This window comes from Paraburkholderia hospita, assembly GCF_002902965.1.
Lineage (GTDB): Bacteria > Pseudomonadota > Gammaproteobacteria > Burkholderiales > Burkholderiaceae > Paraburkholderia > Paraburkholderia hospita.
In genome coordinates, this window is the sequence record NZ_CP026108.1 from 764,981 (window position 1) to 783,850 (window position 18,870).

16 protein-coding genes are annotated in these 18,870 nt (G+C 56.7%); 9 read left to right on the forward strand and 7 right to left on the reverse strand.

The genetic code is table 11. The features are described 5' to 3' along the window. Positions 1-207: 207 nt before the first annotated feature. The gene (locus C2L64_RS47825; RefSeq protein WP_322790661.1) at positions 208-645 is read left to right on the forward strand and encodes a response regulator transcription factor; all 438 of its coding nucleotides are present in this window, start codon (positions 208-210) and stop codon (positions 643-645) included. A 46-nt stretch (positions 646-691) separates the two neighbouring features. Here C2L64_RS47825 and C2L64_RS47830 read toward each other — a convergent pair whose 3' ends face one another. Beyond that, the gene (locus C2L64_RS47830) at positions 692-1,366 is read right to left on the reverse strand and encodes a response regulator transcription factor (RefSeq protein ID WP_103154226.1); all 675 of its coding nucleotides are present in this window, start codon (positions 1,364-1,366) and stop codon (positions 692-694) included. Positions 1,367-2,124: 758 nt separating this feature from the next. On the opposite strand from C2L64_RS47830, the gene C2L64_RS47835 reads away from it, so the two are divergent. The 5 genes from C2L64_RS47835 (at position 2,125) to hutC (ending at position 7,337) form a co-directional block, all read left to right on the forward strand. Further along, entirely contained in the window at positions 2,125-2,436 is a 312-nt protein-coding gene (locus C2L64_RS47835; RefSeq protein ID WP_103154227.1) for a hypothetical protein, read from the forward strand. Positions 2,437-3,402: 966 nt separating this feature from the next. Beyond that, on the forward strand, positions 3,403-3,552 hold the full coding sequence (locus C2L64_RS53840; protein WP_165778901.1) for a hypothetical protein: 150 nt from the start codon (positions 3,403-3,405) through the stop codon (positions 3,550-3,552). Between the two features lie 186 nt (positions 3,553-3,738). Next, entirely contained in the window at positions 3,739-5,076 is a 1,338-nt protein-coding gene (locus tag C2L64_RS47840) for a polyhydroxyalkanoate depolymerase (protein WP_103154228.1), read from the forward strand. Between the two features lie 762 nt (positions 5,077-5,838). Continuing rightward, positions 5,839-6,108 (forward strand): DUF1488 family protein, encoded by a 270-nt coding sequence (locus tag C2L64_RS47845; RefSeq protein WP_086908909.1) that lies wholly within the window; start codon positions 5,839-5,841, stop codon positions 6,106-6,108. A gap of 512 nt (positions 6,109-6,620) precedes the next feature. Beyond that, positions 6,621-7,337 carry a histidine utilization repressor gene (gene hutC / locus C2L64_RS47850; protein ID WP_103154229.1) on the forward strand — a complete coding sequence of 239 codons (717 nt, stop codon included), beginning with the start codon at positions 6,621-6,623 and terminating at the stop codon, positions 7,335-7,337. Positions 7,338-7,554: 217 nt separating this feature from the next. On the opposite strand, the gene C2L64_RS47855 is transcribed toward hutC, so the two are convergent. From C2L64_RS47855 to C2L64_RS47865, 3 genes are all read right to left on the reverse strand, one after another. After that, a complete protein-coding gene (locus tag C2L64_RS47855; RefSeq protein WP_242681742.1) occupies positions 7,555-8,856 on the reverse strand; it encodes an MFS transporter in 1,302 nt (433 codons plus the stop codon). A gap of 281 nt (positions 8,857-9,137) precedes the next feature. Then, positions 9,138-10,781: an HAL/PAL/TAL family ammonia-lyase gene (locus C2L64_RS47860; protein WP_103154230.1), complete on the reverse strand. Its 1,644-nt coding sequence runs from the start codon at positions 10,779-10,781 to the stop codon at positions 9,138-9,140. Between the two features lie 346 nt (positions 10,782-11,127). Next, positions 11,128-12,132, reverse strand: coding sequence for an ornithine cyclodeaminase family protein (locus C2L64_RS47865; protein ID WP_086908906.1), 1,005 nt, complete (start codon positions 12,130-12,132; stop codon positions 11,128-11,130). Positions 12,133-12,666: 534 nt separating this feature from the next. On the opposite strand from C2L64_RS47865, the gene C2L64_RS47870 reads away from it, so the two are divergent. After that, a complete protein-coding gene (locus C2L64_RS47870) occupies positions 12,667-12,975 on the forward strand; it encodes a carboxymuconolactone decarboxylase family protein (RefSeq protein ID WP_242681740.1) in 309 nt (102 codons plus the stop codon). Between the two features lie 75 nt (positions 12,976-13,050). Next, a complete protein-coding gene (locus tag C2L64_RS47875) occupies positions 13,051-13,395 on the forward strand; it encodes a hypothetical protein (RefSeq protein ID WP_158660640.1) in 345 nt (114 codons plus the stop codon). A 95-nt stretch (positions 13,396-13,490) separates the two neighbouring features. Here the strand turns inward: C2L64_RS47875 and C2L64_RS47880 are convergent, their stop codons facing one another. From C2L64_RS47880 to pdxR, 3 genes are all read right to left on the reverse strand, one after another. Next, positions 13,491-14,258: an HvfC/BufC N-terminal domain-containing protein gene (locus tag C2L64_RS47880; RefSeq protein WP_086908904.1), complete on the reverse strand. Its 768-nt coding sequence runs from the start codon at positions 14,256-14,258 to the stop codon at positions 13,491-13,493. After that, a complete protein-coding gene (bufB, locus tag C2L64_RS47885) occupies positions 14,242-15,144 on the reverse strand; it encodes an MNIO family bufferin maturase (protein ID WP_103154232.1) in 903 nt (300 codons plus the stop codon). The genes C2L64_RS47880 and bufB overlap by 17 nt, the downstream gene beginning before the upstream one ends. 517 nt (positions 15,145-15,661) lie before the next feature. Further along, positions 15,662-17,119: a MocR-like pyridoxine biosynthesis transcription factor PdxR gene (gene pdxR / locus C2L64_RS47890; protein WP_086908902.1), complete on the reverse strand. Its 1,458-nt coding sequence runs from the start codon at positions 17,117-17,119 to the stop codon at positions 15,662-15,664. Between the two features lie 187 nt (positions 17,120-17,306). Here pdxR and C2L64_RS47895 point away from each other — a divergent pair, with 187 nt between their 5' ends. After that, the gene (locus C2L64_RS47895) at positions 17,307-18,329 is read left to right on the forward strand and encodes a hypothetical protein (RefSeq protein ID WP_086908901.1); all 1,023 of its coding nucleotides are present in this window, start codon (positions 17,307-17,309) and stop codon (positions 18,327-18,329) included. The last annotated feature ends 541 nt before the right edge of the window (positions 18,330-18,870 follow it).

Genomic DNA, 18,870 nt, shown 5'->3' on the forward strand with positions numbered 1-18,870 from the left:
CATGCGTTCCCGTTCGGATATGTAATGATCTGCTCATACGGTCGGGCGGACGGACGCCGCGACGCATACCTAGGTATGTGTTCGCAACATCAGTGAACGTGCATGCGGTGGCCAGCTAGACACGAGATGAACTGGATTGAGCGATTCAGAGGCTGAGCACTAATACCTGTGTATAATTTCCGGCCGCTGATATGACAATTACGCTGGGTGTTGTACACGCCGACAGATGCATGCAGTGCAGTCTTGCTGCTTGGCTCCCTTTCCTGTAGATCGAGGCTAATCTTGCAGGTAGTTTCGATTGTTGACGACGATGAGGCAGCCCGACTCGCGACGGGGAATCTTGTGCGCTCGTTCGGCAGACACACACGCCTTTTCGTGTCAGCGGAGGAATTTCTGTTATCGGACCAACTTGCGTCAACGTCATGCCTCATCTCCGATGTCATGATGCCCAGCATGTCAGGACTAGAGATGCACGACCGCATCATGGCACTCGGGTATGCGCCACCGACCATCTTCATTACGGCATTCCCGTCGGCCGACCTGAAAGCTAATGCCGTTGCAAAAGGCGCGCTGGCTGTGCTCGAGAAGCCAGTTGATCCCGACGCCATCGCTCATTGGCTCAGCGTTGCGCTTGACTCGCCCTAGGCTATCGACAAGGGGCCGGAATGGCCCACTTCCGATACCGGTGCTCTCATAACGACTTCAGTGAGCAGGCCTTGACGCCCAGCAGTTCCGATTTTCTGACGAGATCGGCAACGGACCTTGCAGCCATCTTTCTCATAAGGTGCCCACGATGAATCTTTACAGTGATTACACTGAGATTCATTTCGGCGGCGATCTGCTTATTCATCAGGCCGGCCACGACGAAAGACATAACTTCTCGTTCGCGCAGTGTCAGCGAGTCATACGCGACACAGAGTGCGGCGATCGATTGCTCGGCGTTAAGCCGCTCAGTATCGATCGCCAACGCATTAGCGACAGCATCCAGCATGTCCTGGTCGCGAAACGGCTTCGCGAGAAAATCGACCGCACCCGCTTTCATCGCCTGGACTGTCATCGGAATGTCTCCATGTCCGGTCATGAATACGATCGGCATGTGCACCTCGCTCTTTGCGATATGTTCCTGGAATGCTAGGCCACTTTCGCCGCGCAGCCTGACATCGAGAATAAGGCAACTGGGGGCGTCATACTTTCGAAAAACGACGAAGTCCCTTGAAGATTCGAAAGTCTCTACCCTTAATCCGGCTGATCGGAGTAAGTTCCTGAGGGCGACGCGCATCGACTCGTCGTCGTCGACAACATAGACTACCGGTTCCTCGCGATCATGCGGACTCTGGGTCGAAATCGAAGGCGAACCCGAAGTCATCTCACCTCCCCTCTCGCGATTGACAATGCTTGCATACAACTTTGCTCAACGTAATCGACGGCGCTGTGCGCTTCGAGAAACGACTTCTCGTGGGACGTGCCACCGATAACGCTCTGCTCCGCCAGAATGGCAAACTGACGCAGTCGCGTCCCGTTTTTTCGTCGGACAGTTCAAGTCACCGACAGACGGCCCCAGTTGATATTCTAGGTGATTTGGACTCGCATGACGTTCCCGCCCTGTTTCGTTAAGCGTGACGTCGACGCGGTAATCGCCGTCCCCATTTGAGCCTCATAGAAGATCGTCCCGGTCTCTCCAATCATAAGGCTAGCAATTTGCCGGTTCGCCCGTTCTCAGGCGCGCATCAAGTCGAAAGGGGCATAGCAGCGGACCGCCCACACGCCGGGAACGCCTTTCGGAGTCGGTGTGGCGTCGTTGCAGCCAGCTTACGTCGGGAAAGGCCTTCACGACTGCTCGTCGATACCCGAAAGCATCCGAGCCAATACGAGATGACTTGTGCAGTACGGACCAACGGCGCGACGTAGGAAGCATCGCGTCACCATTTCGATACTTTTGAGCACTTTATTGAGCCAGAGAAGTCTCGAAAACGGAACGCGGCAGGCATAAAGTGGAGGCTCCTAACCACTGGATGAACACGTTGCGTTATAAGGCGTATCACCATGATGCTGTCGTCAACGCCGAATTGATGCTCGGGTAATCAAGTGACGGCATTCAACATTAACCGCACAAGGAGTTAAAAAATGGATAACAAGGCTCTTGCCTCGATTTTGGTTGCCGCTTCATTTTCTTTCGTCACACCGGTCTTCGCCAGTGGCTATGGACCTGCACCGTTCTACCACCCGGCACAGGGTGCTCCGGCATCACAACGAGGCCAAAGCGTCGCGACTCTTGCATCCAATGCGGCGCTAGTTGGCACATCGCATCGCGGCAACGCTACTGTCGAGACCGGAGGGATTACGAAGTCAGATTCAGCCGTGCAAAGCTCGGCTGCAGGGGAAGGTGGCGTTGCTGATGGGACATCGACGTCGGGTTCACATCAAGGCAACGAATAAATGAATGCGAGGTTGGGCAGTGATGGTGGCCTACGAAGGCGTATGGCCTCCTGGAAATTGCGTTTTGCTTGCTACGGCCCGGAAATAGAGGGCCGGTGCGCAATGGCGTGGCATGATCTGCCCAGTCGCCTTCGATCGGCGTGCATCCCTTCTAGTTCACGACCGCTAGCTTGATATGCAGGTTCAGGCGCTGCATAGCTTGGGCCTGCCCAACCGGACCGACCGTGGCGTTCGATTGCCAGCGACCGTTGCATATGATTGCCCGACGGGCACTTAAGCCGATCCGGCACGAGGCGGACATTCAGTAGTCAACCTGACTATTGACGAGTCCATCTACTGCAACTCTTTCGCATCTTGTCTCGCATTTTTGCATAGAAACAATCGCGCGTCCAAGATTCCTATCGTCCGGGACGCTGATTCACGCAGCCATTCACAGCACACGCCTCGAGCACTTTCGGCGGCAAACAGCACGGAACAGGCTTCATTCGTCGGACCGCGCACAAAGTCGAAAGGTGGCCACCAATGGTACAGCAACATTGCGTCTACGAATCGTCGCACGGCAAACACTGGGCGCTCACAGTGCCTTGCCACCGCTACATTCATGAGTCACAGGAATCGCTCTCTCATACCTGCATATGACGGACTCACTGTGACGACCTCGACCAGAGCGCCTCACGGCTTACATATACTCGCCCGGACGTCAGAGAGCTATCCGCAGGTGTGCGCGCCTTATGCTCACGGGGTGTTGCCGTGACCGTTCGTACAATAGGTTTCTGTTGGTCGTTCGTCTACCGTTATTGCAAGAGATCGGTCCGACTCCGTCGAGACGATCCTGTATCAGCGATCGGTGACCGTTGGCTTCTACACCATACATAAGAAGACCGTTGACCAGAACCTTCGCGCGCCCATCGTCCGGGCGACCGACCGATCAAGAACTCATTGACCGTGATGCCACGGGAGATTGCCATGCACACCTATCTGATCCGTTATCGCGACGTCTGCGGCCGATGGGCAGTCGCCTACGCTCGGGCCGCGTCCCAGCCGGACGCTGAGGCGATTGCAATCCTCCGTTATGGCGCGTTCCATTCCGTCAGTCGTGCAGGATTGGTTTCTTGAACAACGCGGGCTGGTAGCCCGAACGACAAGGTCTTCCAGGAGCGGCGATTCCAACCCCATCCGTCGCTGACTTAAAGAATCGCCGCGTGCGAGACCTCGGGTTCGGCGTCGCATGCGCCTAGTTCAACCGTCCTACTGCACGACGAGGGAGTCTTCCCCTTTTAGTCAACTAACCCATAGGAAAACATGCTCTATCAATTCCATGTATTCCAGCGAGCACTTCTGAGCCCGCTCACCGCCTGGGCTCAGGCCGCTTCGAAATCGTTTGCGAACCCGGCCAGTCCGCTCGCCTATGTGCCGGGCGCCACGCGTCTGTCGGCTGGCTACGAGCTGCTGTACCGTCTCGGCAAGGATTACGAGAAGCCCCAGTTCAACCTGCACCAGATCGTCAAGGACGGGCGCAACATTCCCATCGTCGAGCAGACGATCATCGAAAAGCCGTTCTGCCGCCTGCTGCGCTTCAAGCGCTACTCGGACGACAGCGACGCCGTCACGCAACTGAAGGAAGAGCCCGTCGTGCTGGTGTGCGCGCCGCTGTCGGGCCACCACTCGACGCTGCTGCGCGACACCGTGCGCACGCTGTTGCAGGACCACAAGGTGTACATCACGGACTGGATCGACGCGCGCATGGTGCCACTCGAAGACGGCTCGTTCGATCTGGACACGTACATCGCGTACATCCAGGAATTCATCCGCCACATCGGCGCGAAGAACCTGCACGTGATCTCGGTATGTCAGCCGACGGTGCCCGTGCTCGCCGCCATCTCGCTGATGGCGAGCCGCGGTAAAGACACGCCGCGCACGATGACGATGATGGGCGGCCCGATCGACGCGCGTAAGAGCCCGACGGCCGTCAACTCGCTGGCGACGCAGCACTCGATCGAATGGTTCGAGAACAACGTGATCTACAACGTGCCGTCGAACTATCCGGGCTTCGGCCGCAAGGTGTATCCAGGCTTTTTGCAGCACACGGGCTTTGTCGCGATGAATCCGGAGCGTCACGCAGCGTCGCACTGGGATTACTACCAGAGCATGCTGCGCGGCGACGAAGAAGATGCGGAAGCGCATCGCCGCTTCTACGACGAATACAACGCGGTGCTGGACATGGCTGCCGAGTACTATCTGCAGACCATCCGCATCGTGTTCCAGGAATTCAGCCTCGCGGAAGGCACGTGGGAAGTGAACGGCCAGCCCGTGCGCCCGCAGGACATCAGGAAGACCGCGCTCTTCACGATCGAAGGCGCACTCGACGACATTTCCGGCAGCGGCCAGACGCGCGCCGCGCATGAGCTGTGCACGGGCATTCCGGAGAAAGACCGTCGTCACTTCACTGCCGAGAAGTGCGGGCACTACGGTATTTTCTCGGGCCGCCGCTGGCGCTACATTATCTATCCGCAACTGCGCGAGTTCATCGCGGAACACGATCGGGTGCCAAAAAGAGTCCGCAACGTTCGGCGCGAAGAGATCGACGACGACGAAAGTAATACGAGCTGTCCCAGCGCGACCGTAGCGTCAGTTGGTTAATTGTTTCGCGAAGCAGTTTTTCGGCCGGGATGCTAAGCACGATGCGAGTAACCGGTATAGTCGAGGACGGAAATGGCTCGGTCGACGTACGAAGATCCGCGTTCTGCCGCCGATTCAATCAGTGGGTGCAATAGCTTGTCGGAATCGCTCGGCCGGTGTTTGTAGCCTTTCATCACCTCGCCCGGACCTGCTCCGATAGCTGAGCGGACTTGCCGGTCCGGTCGAATGCCGCTTTAGCGGCAAGTGCGTCTCGTTGCGCCGACCAAACGCACCGCTTGAACTCCGACGGTATGGCGCAGCGCGCTGGGAAACACGGCGTCGTGAGACGCCCGGCCCGGCGCTACGCCGGGCGCGTCTGAGACGAACAGTTTTCCCGCCAAGAAATCTCGAATATATCGGTGTGAACTCTCGACTTCGAAAAGTTTTTTGATATTTGTAGCGATCAATTTTAGCCTTTCTTAGGAGCGGTATTGCCTTGAAGCGATGCCCTCGTGCTTATCTGCCGCGGAGGGCGGCATCGTGGCCGCAGTTTTGCGTTCAATGGGTGGTTGCCCAGCTGACCGGCACGCGAGCAGAAGCATATCGCTGAGTCGGTGGCAGCCCGTTTCGTTGCACCGCAGCAACACACCATCCTCTCGTGCGGGTTTCCCCCGATAGGCCTATACTTAAGCCGTCTCCACCGTATCACTTCCAGATATGGATTTAGCCCGCTTCGCGCGGGCATTCTTTTTTGGTGACCCGCTCGCGCGACGAGTTCGAAGCATGGAAATTGTTAGAAACCAACCTGAGGTGCTTGCGAATCGTCGCGGCGTGACGTTCAGCCTCGTGCTTCCGAGCGGCAAGGTCACCTGCGTGATCGCCCTGAAAGCATTGGAAACGTATTTCTGGCTCGAACCTCGGGCTAGCGACACCGACGTTCTCAGGACGTTCCAAAACGGCTTTGTGCGGATCAGAGCCGTCGCTGAGCGTGCGTTTCGAGCCCGTCCGGCTACGCATCTCAAGTTAGCAGCAAAGGACTTCGCCCGACTCTGACCTTGGCGGTCGGTTCGACGGTTGCAAATCTGCAGAGGGAAGCGGCGTGGACGTCGGGACCGTCGCTGCCTTGCGCATCGCCCCCGAGCTGCCCCTTTCCTACGCCGAACAGGATAGGCGCCACTGCTGCGCCCCCGAAAATCTTTCACTGCGCTGGAGTTGAAATTCGGCCGCGTGTCGCCTGTTACACCGTATCCGTTCGCCGATCTATGGCGGAGGTGTTCGAAAACCCGAAGCCGCCTCCGTTCCGACGATGAAAGCGATTCAACACGAACCTGCGGTTGCCGCAACGGGCGCAGGCCCTAGGGGCCTCACCCATGGAGCCGCATTGATCACGAGACACAACAGGATGGGAGAGATTCTCGCTGAACGTAGCCCCACGGTTTCCATACGTCACAACATCGGTGACTCTGCGCTCATTTCGGCAAATTTGACGCTATTCCTGTCCGAGACTCGAAACGCTGTCTAAATGCCTATACAATTATCACTTTAGTCCCCGAAGACGTCCACGTATGAATGCGGAAAAGAATGGGACGACAGCGACGCCAGCCTATCAGCAACTGAAGGACTACGTTCGGAAGATGATTGAAACGGGGCAGTGGCGCCTGGGTGACATGATTCCAACGGAACTCTCATTGGCCGCCGAATTTGCGTTGTCGCGAATGACCGTAAATCGCGCACTGCGCGAACTCGTGAGTGAGAATGTCCTGACACGCGTACGTGGTCGCGGGACCTTTATCACCGATCGTCGCTATCAATCGACCTTAATCGAGATCCGCAGTATTGCCGAGGAGATTCGCTCACGGGGCGACGCGCATCGCAGCAAGGTTCTGCTCCTTGAAGCGACTCACAACGCCGCCGCCCTGCAAACCCTTGAATTACCACAAAACGGTACAGCATTCCATTCACACATCGTGCATTTCGAGAACGACGTGCCGATACAATTCGAGGACCGTTACGTCAATAGCCTCATATTCCCGGACTATCTGGACCAAGATTTCGAGTCCGAGACGCCAAATGAGTACATGATGCGCGTTGCGCCCGCACAAGGCGCGGAATACTGGATAACGGCACGTAAGACCAATGCGATGGTCAGGCAGGCTCTGATGATGCCAATAGGCGAACCATGTCTGGTACTGCGACGAAGGACAGAAGCCCAACGACAAATCGCAGGTGATGTCACTCTTTGGCATCCGGCCAGCAGATACAAACTTAACGGTAGATATTGAGCGTTGGGAGAGTGACAAGGTCGGTCTCCGACCTCAATACACCCTCCCTCCTCTGTCGCGTCGGGCGCCGAAAAGCCGATTCGGACGCTAATCGAGTTGAACTTCTCCTGCACACGGGGCCCGAACTCTCCGTCAGGCGCCACATGACGAAGAGCGTATGGAGCGCCGGCATCACCGCGAAATGGGCAGCCCGGCGCTCGTCCAGATTGCGAATGCGTTAAACAACCTGTCTCCGCTGTCCGGCGTTCCCTTCATCTAGCTGGGAGCCGAGGCGCCGGAACCGGCGCAAGTCAGCGGCTGGATGGATGAGGCATGCGGCGATCAATCCCAGTGTGGCCACCAGCAACCCGGCGTCAATATAACCCGTCCGGAAGCCGTCGGCCGCGTCAGCACCAACATCGACAATAATGCCCATCGCAATGGGTGCAATCAGGCCCGCGATAGTGTGAATCGAGTTTGTTATCCCGAGCATTGCGCCACGTTGCGACGGCGGGCTGATTTCCCCGATCAAGGTTGATCCAAGCGTAAAAATTACGCTACCAACCGAAAAGCTCAAAGCGATTAGCGCCACTTTCAACGGACCCATCGGCACCAGCGGCAGGCACACCATCGCGACGCCTGCGGTCATGACGCAAGCGCAGCCGAACAGTCCGCGTGAATAACGGCTGGAATAACCAGCTTTTGTCATGCCCTGAGAGATAAACGCGCAGAATGGTGCAAGGACCATCTGTGTCACCGACGGAAGCAACACGATCCAGGCTGCGTATGAAGGCGTCAAATGCAGTCCCCGGATCAAATAGTTCGCGAGCCAAACGATATTCAGCGCGATGATCCAATAAGCGGCGAATCCCGCGATAAACACGCCTAGTGCGGTACGGCTAAGCAGCAACTGCATGTACGGAATATTCAGCGTCGAACTCATGCCGTCTGTCGCACCGCGTTCCAGCGGTCCGTCCTGCCCAAGCATAAACCACACGACGGCCCAGCAAAAGCCAGCCACGCTCAGCACCATGAAAGCAGCATGCCAGCCGAAATGCACAATGATCCATGTAAGCAGTGGCGCGACCACGCCTGTGCCAAAAGCCGCACCACATGCAACCACGCTACTCGGCACCGCGCGTTTGGCATCGCCGAACCATTTATAGACCGCGTGGATCGCGATCGGGAATGCAGGTCCTTCGGCCGCGCCAAGCACCACGCGGCTGGCGAGCAATACGTTGAAATTAACGGCGCCCGCCATCGGTAACAACGTGATAGCCCAGACGATGCTCATTGTGAGCATGATGGCCTTGGTGCTGACTCGGTTCGACAGAAAGCCAACCACTATGCCCGAAATCGAGAACAGGATGAAAAAGGCACTGCCGAGCGCGCCGAACTGCGCGTGCGTCAGGCCCAGCTCCTTCATGATCGACGTGCTAGACAAGCCGATGACGGCCTTATCGGCAAAGTTGACTAGCATGAACAGGAAGACCATGACGACGATCAACCATGCTTTGCGAGAGTCATCGATTCCATGCATAACATAGCTCCAGATAACTACAACTCTGACCCGACAGAATCGTGTGTTTTGACAGGTTGCATTTGGCCATCAGAACGACCTGGCCCCCATCATCTTTGGCGCCATTGTAATCGGTCTTTCTCACCGATATGTCTAGCCGCCTTCATCGATGCCCTCGCGGCCCGCCTCCTTCAGCCGCCGGGCTTTGCGTGTCCCGCGCTCCTCTGCCTAGCCGTTCATCGCCGACCTCAATAACAAGGCCCTCTGGCTTAGCGCGAGGTTACGTCTCCCGCGCATCGCATTCAGTCGGGATAGTGCTTCAGGAAAATGGCGGCCTTCTGAAATTCCGGCGTAAATGGCCTGTCAGTGTCCCGAAAACTCACTATGCGTCGGAACGCACCCATGAACATCTCAGTCTGGGGCGATGCTGAGAAGCCGCCCGGTTGTTGCTTTCGCAAGTCAACCGCTTGGGCAGCAGACACTAATTCGATGCCAAGCAACTGAAAATGATTGTCGATTTCGGTACGCACGCGGCGCACTACCTGCGGTGCGTTCGTAGCGATGTCTTCAATATCTCCCGCCACCGGCAGATAGTCGAGAGAGACGGGCATCGCGAGCTCTTTGTTCGCCATGGCGAGCACGACCGGAGGCTTTTCCATGGCACCGAACGCATGCAGCGTGTTGTCAGTGCCCAGAAAGCGGCTCAGATGCGTGAATCGAGGGTCGTTGAGCTTGATTATCTGCTGTGCGGATGCGAGGGAATTGTGCGCGATTGCAATGCCCATTTCTTCGAACGTCAGTACGAACGGCAGTGGTTCGAAGTTCGCAGTTGGCAGCACTGCCCCCGTGACACCGTCTCGACTCACATAGTTCCGCCTGGCCTGGTAAAGATCCGACGTCGGCTTGACGCCTAACGAGACGCCCGGATTGTCGTCCGAAGAGTTCAGCTGAATCATGATTTGATTGCGCGCTTCCTCAGAGCTGCGGTCAAGTTCAGCCAGCAGGTACGGTGCGTCCCGAAAGCTAAGCGGGTCCTGCAGTGCCCGCGCATCGTCACGTTCCCATAGTGAGCTGCCAGCGAGGAGTGAACGTAATGCCGCACCGGTATGCATCACATGCGGAAACGGATGCAACGATAGCGAATCCTCTAGAAACGGCGAAACACTCCCATTTAACCCCTGCAGCGCAACAGCGTAGACCAGCCGGGCTATTTTGTTCAACTGCGTCATGTCAACAAGCGCGAGACTCGCCATGCCAGTCGTATAGGCGTTTGAACTGAGAATGCCGAGCGCGTCCTTTCCCCACAGCTTGATCGGCTGGATATTTTCTGCCGAGAGCGCATTCGACGCATCGGTCTTTGCGCCGCGATAGTATACGTCGCCCTCGCCCATCATCGTCAGGCCGACGTGCGCCAACAGGGTGATATCCGCCTCGCCCATCGAACCATTCGACGGTATCGCTGGCGTAATGCCGTGATTGAGCAGTTGCGCATACATATCCGCCACCGCTGGTTGCACCCCTGCAGCGCCGACCAGTATCTGGTTAAGACGCACGGCCATCGCAGCACGTGCGTCCCGTATATCCACATCGGTGCCGACACCCGCGGAGTGCGCGTGCAGCAACGCGGCGTTGAAGCGCGTCGATGCGTCGATGACCTCAGGTGTCAGCTGGCCCTTCGCATCGACCATCTGACGATCCTTATTCAGACCGACACCAACGGTGAGACCGTAGATGCGCTGACCATCCGCAGCTGCAGCCAGCACGATATCGTGTCCTTTTGCGACGCGTGCTCGAGCCGACGCCGGGATATCAACGATCTCACCATCGGCCACGCGCGCGATCGCTTCTGGCGTGACGCTTCTTCCGTCGAGCAAGACACTCGCATGGCAAGAAAGCGATGCGAGAACGGCACTGACGCCAACCATGTATAGAAAAGCCCGTAGCATTCAGTTATTCCTACGCTTCCTGGTTGAGACAAAATGCGGGTCCGGCCACCACCCTAGCGCCACTTCAGTCAGACCCGGCTCAACAGACGTGTCCGGCTATTTGCAACATTGGCAGCAAAGGACGCAACCATGGGCTAATCAGTCAATCTCCGATAGCGCGTAACTGATTGACCGGTCCAAAAGTCGGTACTCTTGGACGCATTTCGCCTATTTGCGTCTATGGTCGCCGACCACAACGTCAACGGAAGGTTCGCACTCTCTTTTGTGATTGAAGCGACGCGCGTCTCACGGTGACACCGACAGGGCGACCTGCCAGAATGGTTCAGGTCAAAAGCACATCGATCAATCAAGCAAAGCGCAGCGTTTGCCCGATACCCAAACCCTTTGCTTTTTCCAGTAACGCGTGCCCGAGTGCGATATCGCTCAGACTAAGACCGCGATGCCAGAAAAGGATAGTTTCTTCATTGTTTTCACGTCCCGGCTTGAGGCCCGCAACGATCTGGCCGAGTTCGGCGTGCAGGGTCTTGTCGTCAAGTTTGCCTGCGTCGACATGCGCGCGCAGCGCGCCAAACGGGAGACCTTTTCTGCATTGCCCCCAATCATCGACAATCATCTTGTCCATGATGTCTGTCAGAGTGAACTCCACGGCACTCATCGTGCCATACGGCACCACGAAGGCTCCCTTTTTGATCCACTCTGTCTTGAGTAGCGGTTCCGGTGCCGGCAGACGAGATGCTTCGACAACGATATCCGCATCTCGTGCGCATGCTTCCCAGTTATCGACGACCCGTACTGGCTTGTGAAGATCGTTCGAAAGCCTCGCAGCAAACGCGTAACGGCTTTCGGTACGCTTCGAGTGCACGCGAATTTCCTCGAAATTGAAGAAGTGGTCGAGCAACCGCACATTCCAGTATGAGGTTCCGCGCGCCCCGATGTGGGCGAGAACCTTGCTGTCCTTGCGCGCGAGATACTTAGCGCCGAGCGCCGTTGTCGCGCCAGTGCGCATGTCAGTGATCGAGGTCGCGTCCAGGATTGCTTTCGGGACACCCGTTTGTGGATCGAACAGATTGAGAAGAGCCAGTTCCGACGGGAGGTCGTGCTTATAGTTGTCGACGAAGTCTCCGACCGTCTTGACTCCCGCGAGGCCCAAAGGATGAATCACGCCGCGCAGCACGTTGAAATGCCCTTTTTCGGAATTTTCCGGAATCAGGTGCACGCGCGGCTCAATGACGGTTTGCCCTCGGCCCTGCGCGTCCAATCCCTTCTCGACTGCATCGAGAATCTCCTGATCCGTCAACGCCAGACGTGCAACGTCGGGGCCGTTGAGGTACGTGAGATGAATAGATTGCATTTAGTTGTTCTCCGATCGTAGATATGGAACTGATAAAGCGCACTCGTCGCGATCAGCAGCCAGTCAATACCGAAGCCTAGCAAGGTTAAAAACTCATGTCTATACATTTACACGATTTTCACGAGATCCACAATGTATAGGGGTGACACACTACGCCGTCTTCTTATATGTATATACTTTTGATGCCACGCGCGAGGCGCCCGGGCGGTGCCTATGTGCGGCGCGGAGGCGGTCTCTAATGTTGAAACGGGCGTTACGCTATTTCCGGTCAGCCCAGCAAAAGCTGACCAGCTGGTCTTTGCCTGCAACTGAATTTTCAGGCAAGAGGATTGGCGGATGGAACGTGCGTTAGGCGACCCAAGCCAGCCCGCTTCGGCTTGACCGATCTACGTCGGGTGTTGAGGCTCTGAGCCCCCTACGCGAAATCGCGCCACGAGGAAGCTAGGCAGGACTGGACGAATTCGAACCAAATCGAGACCAAATAGAACCGAGCACTCGATATTATTCCCTCACCAACCCTTGAATATGGAGAGAATGATGATCGACATGAAGAACCTCAGCCGCCTAAAAAAACTGGATGAAAACGCACCCGCAGCCGCCAAAACATTCTGGGCGTTCAACGATGCGGCGTTCGCCGAGGGTGCTCTTAGCGTCCAGCAAAAGCAGCTCATCGCGGTTGCAGTCGCGTTGACGACGCAATGTCCTTACTGCATCGAGCTGCATACCAAAGACGCTCGGAACGCTGGCGCAACCAACGAGCAGCTTGCCGAAGCGGCTCTCGTTGCTGCGGCAATCCGTGCCGGCGGAGCAGTGACGCACTCTTCGCACTTGTTCAAGGAGTGATGCCTTCGAGCCGCACTTACGAGCTTTACGCGGTGGGCAGACGTAGCCAAGTCTCTTTTGGCCGAGGCGCCAGGAGTGATCGCCGAACTGGCCTTTCATGTCTTCCAGCAAGTTGCCTGGAAGACGGACGACGCCTTCTATATGCGTCTTCAACCTGACGGAAGGTTAGGGACACTGTTTTACGGGCACGAACTGCACAAGCTCAAATACAGTCGTTTGCTCAGACTGCTGCGGCTGTTTTTGCCTAGAACATGGCTCGAGTCCCTCTGCGAGAAGCAGCGCATCCGAGTGCATACTACGCACCCGGCGTACTCAAGTCAGGAATGTCCCGAAGGCCACACCATTGAGACGGACAATCGCCTTTTCAGTATGAGCGTTGCGGGAATGCGCATGTTCCATCGCCGCGAGATGATGCGCTGAAGTTCATTCGCTTCGGGACGCAGCGCTTTCACGGACGCAATCTGCGGCCTTTCCCTACCGTGCGCGGTATTGGATGGCTGGTGGCGGGAGAGAGTTTAACCGGAGACAACGATTCCGTGATTGATCCATGCTTGCCAGTTTCGCTCGAAGTCAAAATTGCTGTCGCGCGCCAGCGCAGCGTCGCGGGCATCGCCCACCGCGGCCCCGTCGCGCAGATCACGTAGCATCGCGAATGCAGTCGGCGATACTACCATCACGTCCGGTATCCAGTGAGGTCGGACGACAACCATCCACTGTGGCACTTCGCAGTTGCGCGGAGCAAGGTAACGCGCAGAGTCGCGAGCCGAAAGCCACAGATCCGCCGCGCTCGTCGTAGTATGCAACAGCTCAACGGCTGGATGAAGCCGGAGGGAAGAATTTTCCAGTGTCTCTCGCGTGCACCGCACCTGTCCGTCCGCTGTCAGCGTTACAGCGTCGGCTGCAAAATACGCTCGATGCACAAGCCACTCGAGACGAGCCACGTCCGCCAGGTAGCGATAGGTGGCGGTTGGAGGCCAGGCCTCAAGCAGTTCCGCCATCCGGCTTCCGAAACGGTTGACGTCGCCGGACCAGGCCGGATCCGCAGCGCCGTACTCGCGTGAAAGCGTTAAAAAGAAGTCGTCGCCCAACAGTTCGCGAAGCACGGGATAAGCGGATGCAAGAACCCTGTGCCACATCTGCCGTAGATTGTCCCGATAGAAAGCGACCCTCTTTCTGTTTTTCGCTTCATCGCCGACGAGGGCCTGCAACAAGCGCTGCTCGGCGTTGACGTTCAGCAGGGCAGTCGAAAAGTCGAGCTGTACATCTTCAAGAGTTTTGTCCATCTCTTCCTCCCCTGTCGAATGCTTCAGCAACCCTTTTGGCTGTCGACGCTTCGTCAAGAAGAACACGAATCGGAGGCACGTCGGTATCCCACTCGATGAGCGTTGGCACAGACCCGAAAAGCTCGACGGCGTAACCGTAAAGCTGCCATACATCGGTTGATATCCTGGCGCCATGGTGATTTACGACAAAGTGCTCTGTGGAGAAATGTCCTCCCAGATGGATCTCCTCGACAGCAGACGGTGGGATACGCCCGAGCGCATCGAATGCATTTTCACCGTGATTGCACTGGTTCACATAAAGGTCGTTGATATCGAGGAGAATCGCGCACCCTGTACGGCGTACGAGCTCCCGGAGGAAGTCACTTTCCGTCATCTCGTCCTCCCGAAAGCGAACGTGGCTCGAGACGTTTTCGATCAAGATGTTCCGCTTCAACACGTCCTGCATCTGGGCAACGTGCCGTGTCACCACATCAAGGGACTCCAATGTAAAGGGCAAAGGCAGCAAGTCGTGCAGATGACGAGTCAATACAGTCGACCAGCATAGATGCTCGGATACCAATGCTGGCTGAAATCTATTAACCAGCGATGCCACTCGATTAAGGTGCTCAGGGTCTAGCGGTCCCGCCGAACCGAGACTGAGCCCTACTCCATGAAAACTCAACGGATAATCTCTCCGGACGCGCTCCAGAACATGCAGATCGTAGCCACCATCGCCCATGTAGTTTTCTGTGTGAACCTCTAGCCAATCGACCGACTGCTTTCCGGCGAGGAAGTCGGGATAATGGTCATGGCGAAGACCTATGCCCACGCCAAGGTCACCAATCGGGCGTATTGCGCTGGACGCGCGAACGGGCGTTGACTCAAGCAGTGAATGTCCGGTTGCCATGATTACGTAACGTCTCCTTCACCGACAGAAAATCGTCGGCGGTATCGCTGATACGGTTAAGTGTATGGTGAAGATGGACAACGCGATCGCTGGCGAGATGTCCGCCAACTGCGTTTCGGTGTATCGGTCGCAGGAACTCCCTGCAATCGAGAACCCACTGATTGCGCTGAGCCGCTGTCCCGACCATGCGGCGAGCCGATGACCGCCCAGCCCGCCTTCTCTAAAGCCGGAACCGTCAGCGCCGACCTCCTCATCGTCGAGATTTGATCGCGGTTCGCGTATGTCGGCGATGAATTTGTTATCAACTCGCCATTTTAGAAGAATGGCTACCGCTCGATAGGTACAAAAATCGAATATTCGACTGGGACATTAACATGGTCCCGCCCAACTTGAAGTCCTTCAATGATCATGGTCCGGGAAGCGGGCGCAATAGTGTCCCGGCAGCGCAATATTGACCGGTGACTGACTGGCGGCCGATGGTCTTCCTTGGAAGTGCGACGGCAGTGTGTCACGGCGTTCATTCGCTAGGAGCGTAGACGGAGCCAGTGATTTGGCTCTGCCAACCCGCGGCAAGCAGGCTGATACCTTTCGTGATTTCTTGTACTGGTGTTCCGCCGAAACCGAACACCAGCATATCAGACGCACGCCCCGCGCTGGAAAATGTGGCTCCCCTGTATATGCCAACACCTTCTTCATCCGCTACGCGGCACAGAGAGTCGACGTCGTAACCGTCATTCACTCGGGCGGAAATGTGCAGTCCGCAGGTCGAGTCCAAGGGCGTGAGCCACGTGGAGAGACGGGCTCGGATCGCATCGAGCAGAATCGCGCGCCGCCGCTTGTATTCCACACGCATGCCGGCCAGATGGACAGCGAAATCGCCGCTTAACATGAACTGCAACAAGGAATTCTGAACGAGCATCGACGTTTGCCTGTCTACTATCCATTTCGCCCTTCTAAGGCTATCGAGCAGCCAGGGAGGAGCGACAATGAAGCCAAGCCGGTAGGCCGGCGCCAAGGTCTTTGACAGCGAACCCAGGTAAACTACGCGTTGTTCCCGATCGGCTGACTGAAGGCACGGGGATGGCATTTTGCCGTGATAAAACTCGCAGTCATAGTCGTCTTCGAGAATCACAAAATCGTCTTTGGCTGCACGCTCAAGCAGCGCTCTCCGCCGCGCCGGCGTCAAGGTAACGCCCAACGGAAACTGGTGATTGGGCGTGCAGTAAAGTCCGACTATTCCGCCAGGAATCTCCTCGACCTTGACTCCCTGCTCATCCACTTGAAGCGGGATAGGTTCGCTTCCGGATAGGCGCACGATCTCGGAGACCACAGGAAAACCGGGATCTTCCACGCCAAACGACGTCCGCGGTCCCAGTAATAGTCTCGACAGAAGATCAAGAGATTGGTGAGTCCCGGTGGTAATGACGATATCGGCGCCGGTACAACGAACCGATCGCGATTGCCGCAAGTAGGCCGCAATCCGCTCGCGTAGGCGTGCATCGCCTTCTGGCGGGCCATATTCCGAAAGGCGCCCCGGCTGCATATCTAACGGCCATCGACCTAAGCGCCTGCGCCGGAAAACCTGTTCAGCTTCCTCAGAAACTTTTCCGGGCCGAAAATCTACATCAACGTCCTTGTCCTGGAGCACGAATGTCTTCAATGGAAGTCGCTCGGACCATTCAGCCAGACGCAATCTTGAACCGGAACTTATAACCGGAGAACTACTCTGTTGTGGACTGGTACGTACGTACAAACCCGCGCCGACGCGTGCCTCCAGCCAGCCCTCCGCTATCAATGCAGCGGTAGCCTCCCTTATCGTGTTGCGGGACACCCCGAGCTGGATCGCCCAGGTTCGGGATGCAGGCAGACGCTGGCCCGCTTCCAGTCGCCCGTCTGTCAAGGCTGAGTAGATACCTTCGTACACTTGCTGCTGGATCGGACCCACTCCGTCTAGCCTGATTAAAAGGTCGTCCACGCGGCCTCCCTCTGAATTTCACATTTCCGTCGACCGCTCGTTTTCCCAGACGAAGGTCTTTCTACGGCCCAATTCACGCGGGCAACTTCGGCCCACATCCACAATTGCAAAATCTTAGAATCGTTAAGCGTCATCTACGCGGCATATCTCCGCGCCTGCTCGCGGTGAAACACTCGGAACCACGACTATGAACTCTACGATTGCTCGAGCTGATCGGACATCCTCACTCTATTGGCACTTCGCACCGACCGTGCTGGCGCTGGGCTACCCGTGGTATCTCACGAAATTCTACGAAGCAACCAACCATAGCACCGTCGGGGCGTTGTTCGCTATGGCATTGGTATACGCGGTGCCTGCCAGCGCGTTTGTCAGCCTATTGACGCTCGCCCGGCTCGACGTAAGTGGAAGGCACGCGGTCATTTTGCGTCGTCTTGCACACCTGACATTCGCCTCACCGCCGCTGTATGTCATCCTGGGCGTTCTGCTGTACCTCATGAAAATAAACGGCGCAGACGGGAAGGTCTGGCTCGGTTTGTGGTCTGCCGTGATTGTCGGCACCGTATTGACACTTTCCACTGAGCGGAGTGATACCGTCCTCTCGCGACCGACCGTGAACACGAGTCGTGTCCGTGTGCTTCATGGCGTAGCATCCGTCGCCATCATCGCAGTGTACCTGTTTCCTCATCTGGGTAACCACGCTGTCGGCATCTTCGGCACTGACGTCCATAAGTCCGTCATGCTTGTGTTGCGCCACGTATACCGGGCAGGATGGCTTGAACCTATTTTGATCGCACTTTTTTTCTTTCAAATCGTAAGCGGACTCGTACTCTTGGCGCCGAAGCTTACCCTCAAGCAAGACTTTCTCGGAGCAGTCCAGACGGCAACAGGGGCGTATCTTGTCATTTTCATTGCCTCGCATATTAATTCTGTATTCATCCTCGCCCGTTACTTCGGTACAGATACAGACTATGCGTGGGCAACTTATGAACCCACAGGTCTGATTCGCGACGCGTGGTCGGAACGCCTGATTCCTCATTATTCACTCGGCGTGTTGTTTATTCTTTCGCATATCGCCTGTGGACTTCGGACTGTAATGTTGGCGCACGGTGTAAGTATCCAAAAAGCAAATCGAATCTGCTGGACTCTTATCGGCGCTAGCTCCCTGTGGACTGTAATCATCGTGGCAGGGATGCTCGGCGTTCGCATCTAAACTTGTTCCCACGGGGCCGCCTGCGAGAACGAACCTTTCATCCGGCGAAGAACCAATCGGAGATGTTGCGACCGCCGGCGGCTCGCTGGAATCTTTCGCAGAAAAAACCGTAGAAACCAGGCTGCTGCTCGTGAGAATTGATTGGTGTCTTGCGAGCAGCTCGGTCTGACTTCCTGTCAGTTGCGTCTCTCCCACCATCATTGCGTCGAGACAATCGCACTCCGGCAGCTTAATCGTGTTCAAATCTGCCCATAGAGATTCCGGGCGCAGGAGTAACGGTGGTCCTGCTAAGAGACACGCAGTTACCACCGTTGCGAGTGGTGACTTTTTGCATTCCGGCACGGCAAGCCGCGCGAGGGTGGCGAGCCAACACTCGCGCACTACCCCTCTGTACGCTGCATGAGACGGAGATTCGCGTATCGCGCCCTGGCGCAGCGTTCTATGCTGCGGCAGCGGGCGTCATCCCCGCTGTGGACACAAGTTAATTGAACGCTCTGCCCTTCAGCTATTCAGCCTGGTTTGCCGATTCCAGCAGGCCTGG

Excerpts from the sequence above, each read along its gene's own strand:
- C2L64_RS47865 (WP_086908906.1), bottom strand. The coding sequence starts at position 12,132 with ATGCAATCTATTCATCTCACGTACCTCAACGGCCCCGACGTTGCACGT.
- C2L64_RS47855 (WP_242681742.1), bottom strand. The coding sequence starts at position 8,856 with ATGCATGGAATCGATGACTCTCGCAAAGCATGGTTGATCGTCGTCATG.
- C2L64_RS47895 (WP_086908901.1), top strand. The coding sequence starts at position 17,307 with ATGAACTCTACGATTGCTCGAGCTGATCGGACATCCTCACTCTATTGG.
- C2L64_RS47830 (WP_103154226.1), bottom strand. The coding sequence starts at position 1,366 with ATGACTTCGGGTTCGCCTTCGATTTCGACCCAGAGTCCGCATGATCGC.
- C2L64_RS47860 (WP_103154230.1), bottom strand. The coding sequence starts at position 10,781 with ATGCTACGGGCTTTTCTATACATGGTTGGCGTCAGTGCCGTTCTCGCA.
- bufB (WP_103154232.1), bottom strand. The coding sequence starts at position 15,144 with ATGGCAACCGGACATTCACTGCTTGAGTCAACGCCCGTTCGCGCGTCC.
- C2L64_RS47870 (WP_242681740.1), top strand. The coding sequence starts at position 12,667 with ATGATGATCGACATGAAGAACCTCAGCCGCCTAAAAAAACTGGATGAA.
- C2L64_RS47835 (WP_103154227.1), top strand. The coding sequence starts at position 2,125 with ATGGATAACAAGGCTCTTGCCTCGATTTTGGTTGCCGCTTCATTTTCT.
- C2L64_RS47880 (WP_086908904.1), bottom strand. The coding sequence starts at position 14,258 with ATGGACAAAACTCTTGAAGATGTACAGCTCGACTTTTCGACTGCCCTG.
- C2L64_RS47840 (WP_103154228.1), top strand. The coding sequence starts at position 3,739 with ATGCTCTATCAATTCCATGTATTCCAGCGAGCACTTCTGAGCCCGCTC.
- C2L64_RS47845 (WP_086908909.1), top strand. The coding sequence starts at position 5,839 with ATGGAAATTGTTAGAAACCAACCTGAGGTGCTTGCGAATCGTCGCGGC.
- hutC (WP_103154229.1), top strand. The coding sequence starts at position 6,621 with ATGAATGCGGAAAAGAATGGGACGACAGCGACGCCAGCCTATCAGCAA.
- C2L64_RS53840 (WP_165778901.1), top strand. The coding sequence starts at position 3,403 with ATGCACACCTATCTGATCCGTTATCGCGACGTCTGCGGCCGATGGGCA.